General features: G+C 71.1%; 9 protein-coding genes. 3 read left to right on the top strand and 6 right to left on the bottom strand.

Annotated elements, in window-relative coordinates; all coding sequences use genetic code 11:
• A partial coding sequence (locus tag J0670_RS20130) for a helix-turn-helix domain-containing protein (protein ID WP_207813025.1) occupies positions 1-366 on the bottom strand: 366 nt, incomplete at its 3' end.
• 98 nt (positions 367-464) lie between these two features.
• On the opposite strand from J0670_RS20130, the gene J0670_RS20125 reads away from it, so the two are divergent.
• The gene (locus tag J0670_RS20125) at positions 465-1,679 is read left to right on the top strand and encodes a pyridoxal phosphate-dependent aminotransferase (RefSeq protein ID WP_207813024.1); all 1,215 of its coding nucleotides are present in this window, start codon (positions 465-467) and stop codon (positions 1,677-1,679) included.
• Between the two features lie 18 nt (positions 1,680-1,697).
• The gene (locus J0670_RS20120; RefSeq protein ID WP_207813023.1) at positions 1,698-2,030 is read left to right on the top strand and encodes a YnfA family protein; all 333 of its coding nucleotides are present in this window, start codon (positions 1,698-1,700) and stop codon (positions 2,028-2,030) included.
• A 57-nt stretch (positions 2,031-2,087) separates the two neighbouring features.
• Here the strand turns inward: J0670_RS20120 and J0670_RS20115 are convergent, their stop codons facing one another.
• The 4 genes from J0670_RS20115 to J0670_RS20100 all read right to left on the bottom strand — a co-directional run bounded on the left by J0670_RS20115 (position 2,088) and on the right by J0670_RS20100 (position 6,684).
• Entirely contained in the window at positions 2,088-3,755 is a 1,668-nt protein-coding gene (locus tag J0670_RS20115) for a metallophosphoesterase family protein (RefSeq protein WP_207813022.1), read from the bottom strand.
• A 185-nt stretch (positions 3,756-3,940) separates the two neighbouring features.
• Positions 3,941-4,195: a hypothetical protein gene (locus J0670_RS20110; protein ID WP_207813021.1), complete on the bottom strand. Its 255-nt coding sequence runs from the start codon at positions 4,193-4,195 to the stop codon at positions 3,941-3,943.
• A 122-nt stretch (positions 4,196-4,317) separates the two neighbouring features.
• Positions 4,318-4,722, bottom strand: a complete 405-nt coding sequence (locus J0670_RS20105; protein ID WP_207813020.1) for a (2Fe-2S) ferredoxin domain-containing protein — start codon at positions 4,720-4,722, stop codon at positions 4,318-4,320.
• A 306-nt stretch (positions 4,723-5,028) separates the two neighbouring features.
• Positions 5,029-6,684: an FAD-binding dehydrogenase gene (locus tag J0670_RS20100; RefSeq protein ID WP_207813019.1), complete on the bottom strand. Its 1,656-nt coding sequence runs from the start codon at positions 6,682-6,684 to the stop codon at positions 5,029-5,031.
• 382 nt (positions 6,685-7,066) lie between these two features.
• Here J0670_RS20100 and J0670_RS20095 point away from each other — a divergent pair, with 382 nt between their 5' ends.
• Positions 7,067-8,005, top strand: a complete 939-nt coding sequence (locus J0670_RS20095) for an SGNH/GDSL hydrolase family protein (protein WP_207813018.1) — start codon at positions 7,067-7,069, stop codon at positions 8,003-8,005.
• A 165-nt stretch (positions 8,006-8,170) separates the two neighbouring features.
• Here J0670_RS20095 and J0670_RS20090 read toward each other — a convergent pair whose 3' ends face one another.
• The gene (locus J0670_RS20090) at positions 8,171-9,283 is read right to left on the bottom strand and encodes a HoxN/HupN/NixA family nickel/cobalt transporter (protein WP_207813017.1); all 1,113 of its coding nucleotides are present in this window, start codon (positions 9,281-9,283) and stop codon (positions 8,171-8,173) included.
• Positions 9,284-9,547 lie beyond the last annotated feature (264 nt).

Below are 9,547 nucleotides of genomic sequence, written 5' to 3'. Positions count from 1 at the left end.
GCTCCGAGCCGTGAACCAGTGCTCGCGCACCGCGTCGGTGGGCCGCTGCTCGCCCAGGGCGCCCAGCCCCCACTCCCCCAACGCCTCGATCACCGGCCGCAGTTCGCGTCCGCGCTCGGTCAGCTCGTACACCGTCGCATTGGCCGGCCGTTCCAGCCGGCGCCGCAGCGCGAGCCCGTCGCCTTCGAGCTGCTTGAGCCGGGCGGCGAGGATGTCGGTGGAGACGCCGGGCAGGTCGGCGTGCAGGTCGGTGTAGCGGCGCGGGCCGTCGAGGAGTTCACGGACGATCAGGAGGCTCCAGCGCTCGCCCACCGCGTCCAGGGCGCGGGCGACGGCGCAGTACTGGTCGTAGCTTCGGCGTGACATGTGGATCAGCATAGCCAAGAGGTTGGACTTTCCAAGTGCTCACTTGGTAGAACAAAGCAGCAGTAACGGAGCGGGTGGTGACGGTCGGGAGGCCGCAGATGGAGTTTCGACAGTCCAGCAAGCTCAACGACGTGTGCTACGAGATCCGCGGCCCGGTGGTCGACCAAGCCAACGCCTTGGAGGAGGCCGGGCACACCGTGCTGCGGCTGAACACCGGCAACCCGGCGCCGTTCGGCTTCGAGGCGCCGGAGGAGATCGTCCAGGACATCATCCGCAACCTGCCCAAGGCGCACGGCTACAGCGACTCGCGCGGCATCCTGCCGGCCCGCCGCGCGGTGGTGCAGTACTACCAGCAGCGCGGGGTCCAGGGCGTCACCGTCAACGACGTCTACCTCGGCAACGGCGTCTCCGAGCTGATCCAGATGGCCGTCACCGCGCTGGTCGACGACGGCGACGAGGTGCTCGTCCCGATGCCCGACTACCCGCTGTGGACGGCGGTGGTCCGGCTGGCCGGCGGCAAGGCCGTGCACTACCTGTGCGACGAAGAGGCCGAGTGGTACCCGGACCTGGACGACATCGCCGCCAAGATCACCGCCCGCACCAAGGCGATCGTCGTCATCAACCCCAACAACCCGACCGGCGCGGTCTACCCGAAGGAACTGCTGGAGGGCATCCTCGACCTGGCCCGCCGCCACCACCTGATGGTGCTGGCCGACGAGATCTACGACAAGATCCTCTACGACGGCACCGAGCACCACTGCCTGGCCGCCCTGGCCGACGACGTGCTCACCCTCACCTTCAACGGCCTCTCCAAGGCCTACCGGGTGGCCGGCTTCCGCAGCGGCTGGCTGGTCGTCTCCGGCCCCAAGCAGCACGCCACCGACTACCTGGAGGGCCTGACGATGCTCTCCGGCATGCGGCTGTGCCCCAACGTGCCCGCGCAGTACGCCGTGCAGGCGGCCCTCGGCGGCCACCAGTCCATCAACGACCTGGTGCTGCCGAGCGGGCGGCTCACCGAGCAGCGCGACATCGCGGTCAAGGCGCTCAACGAGATCCCCGGCGTCAGCTGCGTCAAGCCCAAGGGCGCCCTGTACGCCTTCGCCAGGCTCGACCCGGCCGTGCACCGGATCGTCGACGACGAGCGCTTCGTGCTGGACCTGCTGCTGCGCGAGAAGATCCACGTCGTCCAGGGCACCGGCTTCAACTGGCCCCGCCCGGACCACTTCCGCTTCGTCACCCTGCCGCGCGCCGACGACCTGGAGACGGCCGTCAACCGGATCGGGCGCTTCCTGGCGACGTACAAGCAGAACTGAGCGCCTACGCTCGACCACATGACCGTCCTTCGTTCCGTCGCCCTGTTCGTGCTCGCCGCGCTCGCCGAGATCGGCGGCTGCTGGCTGGTGTGGCAGAGCGTGCGGGAGCAACGGCCGTGGTGGCTGGCCGGGTTGGGGGTGGTGGCGCTCGGCGCGTACGGCTTCGTCGCGGCGCTGCAGCCGGACAGCCACTTCGGCCGGGTGCTGGCCGCGTACGGCGGGGTTTTCGTGGCCGGCTCGCTGCTGTGGGGCGTGTTCGTGGACGGCTTCCGGCCGACCCGCTACGACGTGCTGGGCGCGCTGATCTGCCTGGCCGGGGTCGCCGTGATCATGTACGGGCCCCGGCGCTGAGGCTCTGGAACCTCGGCGCCGGGGCCCGTCACACCGAACGTGCGGGACTACGCGGGACTACCAGCCCCAGCCGCCGCCCTGGCCGTCGTCGTCGCGGTCCGAGTCCCAGCCCTCGCCGACCTTGCGCAGGATCGAGTAGTTGTCGATCTGCGTGCCGTTCTCGGCGAGCGCGGTGACCTTCATGACCGACTTCTGGCCCAGGCGGGCCGGGGTGACGTCGACCTTGATGAAGGAGTAGCCGGTGTAGCGCACCCGCGACCACTGGATGGTCTCGGGGACCTTCACCTTGCCCTTGCCCCAGTAGTAGGTCTTGACCTCGTCCTGGTGGTTCTCGTGCCCCTCGTAGGTGTCCGGCACGTCGAACTTGTAGAGGCTGCGGCCGGCCGCGCCCGCGGTCACGTAGACCACGCCGTCCTTGGCCGGCTCGATGGTGGCGCCGCTCGGCACCTGCTTCGAGACCTTGTTGCCCAGGATGGCGTCGGTGCGCTCGTAGATGTGGTTGTGGCCGTTGATGACCAGGTCGACCCGGTACTTCTCGAACAGCGGCACCCAGGCCTCGCGGACACCGCCCTCGGAGGCGTGCGCGACGGTGGTGGAGAAGGCGCAGTGGTGGAAGAAGACCACGACGAAGTCGATGGTCTCGTCGTTGCGCAGGTCCTTGAGGGTGCGCTCCAGCCACTTGGTCTGCTTGTTCGCCGAGATGCCGAGGTTGGCCGGGATCTCGTAGGAGACGTCGTTCGCGTCCAGGGAGATGACGCCGACGTTCTTGTAGCGGAAGGTGTAGACGCCGGGGACCTTGCGCGGGTCCGGGCCGTTGTTCGGCAGGAAGAAGCGGGCGTTCTCGCCGCCGTAGCCGTTGGGCGAGTACCAGGCCTCGATGTCGTGGTTGCCGTACGCGACCATCCACGGGATGTCGGCGGCGACCGTCTCGGTCTGGACCAGGAAGTCGTCCCAGGTCTTCGCGTTGAAGACGGACTTGTCCGGGTCGGTGCCGGAACCCGCCGGGTCGGCGTAGCAGATGTCGCCGGCGTGCAGGTGGAAGGCCGGCTTCTGGGCCCGGATGATGTTGTCGTTGCCGGCCGCGTGCGCGCTGACGCCCTGGTCGCCGAAGGCGGTGAAGGTGAACGGCTCGTACACCTTGCCCCAGCGGTGGTCGCGGGAGGGCGCGGTGCGGAAGGTGTGCAGGGTGGAGATCTGCTGCTGCGAGGCCGGGTCGAAGCCCTCGTGGCCGACACCGTAGTAGTAGGTGGTGTCGGGGTGGAGGTCCTCCAGCGCCACGTGCAGGTAGTACTGGTCCACGGGCTGGCCGGTCGGGGTCAGCGCCGGGGTGTGCAGGGCGCGGACCTCGGCCTGGACCTTGTGGCTCAGCTCCCACGGGGTCTTGCCGAAGCGCAGGAACGGCTTCTTGACCGGCGCCGGGACCTGCCAGGAGATGCGGAACTGGGTGTCCGGCTCGGGGCCGAACTGGAGGTGACGGCCGGTCGGCGCGACCAGCGCGCCGTCGATCCCGTCGGTCGTGGCGCCGGTCAGCAGCTGCGGGGTCGCCGGGGCGGCGAAGGCCGTCCCGCTGCCCAGGGCACCGCCGACGGCGACGGCGCCCACGGTGACGGCACCGGCGCGCAGCATCCGGCGGCGGGAGAAGCGGGCCCGCAGGTACTCGTGCTGCTCGGCCATGCTCATGCGGTCGGCAAGCTTGGCCGGCACGCCCATGTTGGGGATATCCATGCGCGGGACTCTGTCAGCGACGCGTGGACCGGACGCGGACTTCCGGTGAACGGGGCTCTGCGCGCGCCCCACTCGAACGCCAATGTTCGACCATGCTTAGGTAAAGAGCATGGTCATATCGAATCAACGCCGGATCATGGCCCCCGCCGACAGCGAGGGCTGACGCGCCGTCGCAGCCGGTGCGATCAGGAGGAGGGCTCGTCCCACGGGCTCTCGGCCCGGTCGCCGGTGCCGTCGCAGGTGCGGCAGATCTCGTCCCGGTAGGCGTGCTTGGCGCCGGTGGCGTCCACCCGGTAGCGGACGTAGACCCCGGTGCCGTCGCAGAGGAAGCAGTTGCCGCCCCCGCCGCCCACCTCGGTGGTTCCGGTGCCCTGGCAGGTCCGGCAGCTGAGGCCGGCGGTCCGGCCGGTGCCCGCGCAGATGCGGCAGACCGTCGTCATCGTCTTCCTCCCCGGGCGCGGAACCGCTCGATGCCACCGGTCATGGTAGTGGTCGGGCACCGTGAGCGCCCCGAGACCGCGATCTGATGATCAGTCGGCTCATGGGCGACCGGGTGGCCGGCTCAGTCGGGCAGCGCCTCGCGGACCCGGCGGGAGACCGAGATCAGCTGGAGGTCGAGCAGGCCGGGCGGATCGGCGAGGCCGGGGCCGCCCGCGTGCACCCAGGCGGCTATGTCCTCGATCATCTCGTCCATCAGCACGAAGCCCAGCCAGACCGGACGGCCGCCCGCCGCCCGCCCCTCCGCGGAGGGGCCGACCACCACCACGTTGGACTGGGTGCACACGTCCAGGCACTTCACCGCGCGCACCCGCCCCGCCGAGCCGACCGCCGTACGCAGCCGCTCGTACTGCCCCGCGTGGTCCACCCCCGGGTGCTTGGCCTCGGTGCCGCAGCAGCAGCCCCGGCAGACGGTGACGGTCACCGGGGAGCCGGAGCCCTGCTTCCGGTCGCGGTCTCGGCGGCTCATCGGCTGCGGTACTCCCCTGGTCGGCGGTCCTGGTCTGCGGTCCTGGTCTGCGGCGTGTCCCGCACCGGCACTGTACCCGCCGCGCCTGAGGGGCCACCGGGGCTTCGTACGGCCGGGGGGCCGTCCGGCTATCCGAAAAGCTGCGGTCGCGTGGCCGAAAGTGGATAGGCACGCGGGCGCCGCTCGGGGAGGCTGGACCCGAGCAGTGGCGGTGCGCCCCCGTCGGGGGAGGGGGCGCACCGGCGCCGCGCCGCCGGCCCTACGCCGCCGCCCGCTTTACGCCACCGCCCTACGCCACCGCCCGCTTTACGCCACCGCCCGCGCCGCCGCCCGTCCCGCCGTACGGCCGGAGAACAGGCAGCCGCCCAGGAACGTCCCCTCCAGCGAGCGGTAGCCGTGCACGCCCCCGCCGCCGAAGCCGGCCGCCTCGCCCGCCGCGTAGACGCCGGGCAGCACCTCGCCGTCCGGGCGCAGCACCCGCGAGGACAGGTCGGTCTCCAGGCCGCCGAGCGACTTGCGGGTGAGGATGTTGAGCCGGACGGCGATCAGCGGGGCCGCGGCCGGGTCGAGGATCCGGTGCGGGGCGGCGGTGCGGATGAGCTTGTCGCCGAGGTAGCGGCGGGCGCCGTGGATGGCGGTGACCTGGAGGTCCTTGGCGAAGGGGTTGGCGACCTGCCGGTCCCGGTCCTCGACGGTGCGGCGCAGCTCGTCGGGGTCGATCAGCGGCTCGCTGGTCTTGGCGTTCATGCCGCGGGCGAGGTCGGCGAGGTTGCCCGCGACCACGAAGTCCGGCCCGTGCCGCAGGTGTCCCTGGACCGGCCCGGGGGCGCCGGGCAGGGCGCGGCCGAGCACGCCGCGTACGGACTTCCCCGTCAGGTCGGGGTTCTGCTCGGAGCCGGAGAGGGTGAACTCCTTCTCGATGATGCGCTGGTTGAGCACGAACCAGGTGTACTCGTGGCCGCTCGCCATGATGTGTTCGAGCGTGCCGAGGGTGTCGAAGCCGGGGAGGAGCGGGACGGGTAGCCGGCGGCCGCGCGCGTCCAGCCAGAGCGAGGACGGGCCGGGCAGGATGCGTATGCCGTGGCGGGCCCAGATCGGGTCCCAGTTCGCTATGCCCTCGGTGTAGTGCCACATCCGGTCGCCGTTGATCAGGCTGGCCCCGGCGGCGCCGGCGACGTCCAGCATCAGCCCGTCGACGTGCGCGGGCACCCCGGAGAGCAGCCGGGCGGGCGGGGTGCCGAGCCGGGCGGGCCAGGCCTTGCGGACCAGGTCGTGGTTGCCGCCGATGCCGCCGGAGGTGACGATCACGGCCTGGGCGCGCAGTTCGAAGCGTCCGGCGACCTCGCGCGAGCTGGCCTCGCCGCGGGCCGCCGGGCTGGGCACCAGCACCTCGCCGGTGACGGTGTCGACGGCGCCCGCGGTGGCGGCCAGCCCGGTGACCCGGTGCCGGAAGCGCAGGTCGACCAGTCCGCGCGCGGCCGCGGAGCGGACCCGGCGCACGAAGGGGGCGAGCAGTCCGGGCCCGGTGCCCCAGGTGATGTGGAAGCGCGGCACCGAGTTGCCGGGCCCGTCGGCGGTGAGGCCGCCGCGCTCGGCCCAGCCGACCACGGGGAAGAACCGCACGCCCTGGCCGTGCAGCCAGGAGCGCTTCTCACCGGCCGCGAAGTCGACGTAGGCCTCGGCCCAGCGGCGCGGCCAGGCGTCCTCGGGCCGGTCGAAGCCGGCCGTCCCGAGCCAGTCCCGCCAGGCGAGCTCGTGCGAGTCGCGGATGCGCATCCGGCGCTGCTCGGGCGAGTCGACCAGGAAGAGGCCTCCGAAGGACCAGTGGGCCTGGCCGCCGAGCGAGGCGGCGGGCTCCTGGTCGAGCAGGATCACCTTCCGTCCGGCGTCGGCGAGTTCGGCGGTGGCGGCGAGGCCGGCGAGTCCCGCTCCGATGACGATGACGTCGGCGTCCAGGGCCATGCGCAGTCCTCCGTCGCGGCTCGCGGCGGCGGCGCGCCGGGCGTGGGCGCCGCCACCGGGACGGCACGCCGGAGCGGCCGCCATCGGTGTGCGCCCGATACTGCGGCCTGGGGTGACGTCCGGTCAACCAGCCGGTAACAACCGCTCGCACGAATTCCGCTCCACCGCGTTTCGGAAATGCGACCGATACCCGGTGGAGCGGAATTCGAAATGGCACCCGGTGCCATCTGACGGAATTTCCGCAATTTCCGTCGAAAGCATGGACGTCCACGAAACCTGGCAGTAACTTACCTGCGAGTAGCTGCGGCCCGGCTCGGCACGACCCCCACCACCCGTCGATCGGCGACCCCCACCCGTCGTTTCTCTCCCCTCAGGAGGAACCGTGCTCCGCCCTGCCCGGAATTCCCGGCGACTCCGCAATTCCACCGCGCTCGCCGCCGTCGCGCTCGGCGCCGCCCTCGCGCTCACCTCCACCACCGCCCAGGCCACCACCCCAGCCCCGAAGCACTACGTGGCCCTCGGCGACTCCTACGCCGCCGGCGCCGGGGTGCCCGGCCAGTCGGGCGGGCTGTGCCTGCGCTCCGACCACAACTACGGCCACCTGGTCGCCGCCGCGCTCAAGGCCGGCGGATACACCGACGTCACCTGCTCCGCCGCCAAGGTCAAGGCCATGACGCAGCCGCAGTACGACGCGTTCATCAGGGTCAACGACCCGCAGCTGGACGCGGTGAACGGCGACACCGACCTGGTCACCCTCGGCATCGGCGGCAACGACCTCGCCGCCAGCGACCTGGGCCTCGGCGAACTGGTCGCCACCTGCATCGCCGGAGCGGTCGTCAACCCGCTCGGCACGCCCTGCAAGGACGTCTACCACCACGGCTACTGGGACTGGAACACGTGGTCCTGGCAGTACGGCAACGACGACCTGGCCGAGCGGATCACCACCACGATCGCCCCGCAGGTCGCCGACACCCTCCAGCGCATCCACGCCAAGGCCCCCAAGGCCCGGGTGCTGCTGGTCGGTTACCCGACCGTGCTGCCCGCCGACGGCTCGAAGTGCGTGCTGCGCCAGCCGGTGACGCCGGGCGACGTCGAGTACATGTACGGCGTGCTCAAGGGGCTGAACGCCGCCCTCAGGTCCACCGCGGCGGCGAACGGCGCGACGTACGTGGACACCGCGACGCCGACCGTCGGGCACGACGTGTGCTCGGACGACCGCTGGATCGAGGGCGCGCTGCCCGGCTCGCCCGCCGTGCCGTTCCACCCGAACGCCACCGGCGAGAAGGTGATGGCGGACGCGGTGCTGGCCGCGCTGCGGTGATGCCGGACTGACGCCCGGCTCCGGAAAGCCCCGAGGGGCCGGTGACCAGACCCCGGTCACCGGCCCCTCGGCCTTGTGCTCGCTCCGACTCGGCGCTCGTGCTCACTCCGACTCGGCCCCTGTGCCCACTCCGACTCGGCCCTTGCACTCACTCCGATCCGGCGGTCACTCCGACTCGGCCGCCGCGAGACCGGCCGACCACTTCTCCTCGACCTTGCCGAACTTCCAGTACGCGATCGCCGCGATCCAGGTCAGCACGAACAGGACCACGATCGCGTAGCCGACGAAGTTGAGGTCCAGCTCGCCGATCCAGGCGATCGGGCCGCTGGTGATGTCCAGCTTCTCGCCGAGCAGGCCGATCAGCTCGATCAGGCCGATGACCAGCGCGACCAGCACCGACAGGCCGGTGACGGTCAGGTTGTAGTAGATCTTGCGGACCGGCCGGGAGAACGCCCACTCGTAGGCGAAGTTCATGAACGAGCCGTCGATGGTGTCCAGCAGGCTCATCCCGGCCGCGAACAGGATGGGCAGGGTCAGCAGCGCGTACCAGGGCAGCGAGAAAGCCGCCGCGCCGCCGGCCAGCACCAGCAGGGACACCTCGGTGGCGGTGTCGAAGCCCAGGCCGAACAGCAGGCCGACCGGGTACATGTGCCAGGGCTTGGTGACCGCCCGGGTGACCTTGCCGAGGATCCGGTTCATCAGCCCGCGCCGCTCCAACTGGCGCTCCAGCTCGGCCTCGTCGTACTCGCCCTCGCGCATCCGGCGGAACACCTTGAGGATGCCGTTGAAGGCGCCCAGGTTGATCAGGCCGAGCAGCAGCAGGAAGGTGCCGGAGACGGCGGTGCCGATGAGGCCCGTCATCTGGTGCAGGGTCGAGTCGTCGGACTCCACCTGGCCGGCCAGCGAGCGGATGCCGAAGGCCAGCAGCGCGCAGAGGCCGAAGACGATCGAGGAGTGCCCGAGCGAGAACCAGAAGCCGACCGAGAGCGGCCGCTTGCCCTGGCCCATCAGCTTGCGGGTGGTGTTGTCGATCGCCGCGATGTGGTCCGCGTCGAAGGCGTGCCGCATGCCGAGGGTGTAGGCGGTCAGGCCCATGCCCGCGCCGAAGACCTGGCCGCCGACGTCGTAGTGCTCGGGTGCGACCAGCGCCAGCAGGGTGAACCAGCCGATGACGTGCAGCGCGAGGATGAAGCCGCCCATCCCGGCCAGGCGCAGCCACTCCTCGCGAGTGAGCCGGTCGCGCCATCTGACGGGTGCGGCACCTACGGCGCTGGACATCCTGTGATCCTTTCGGGTGGTCCGGGCGGAAGCTGGGCCATCTTTCCCCCCTTGGGCGAGTAGTTGCAAGTCATACGCAATTACGGCTCGGTTTCCGCTCCACCGAAGATCGTCATGTGCCGTACAGGGCCTCGTAACCTCCAGGGACTTCCGGGCACCCCTCTACGCGCGGATACTCCCGTTCTACGCGCGAATACTCGGGCGCCGACACCTCAACTCCCCACGGAGGAACGGCACATGACGATCCGCATTCGAACCGTTGCG

The sequence above is a fragment of the Streptomyces sp. FH025 genome (assembly GCF_017427025.1).
Taxonomy (GTDB): Bacteria; Actinomycetota; Actinomycetes; order Streptomycetales; family Streptomycetaceae; genus Kitasatospora.
Note: the sequence above shows the minus strand (reverse complement) of the source record. Positions and strands in the feature narration are given on the sequence as shown.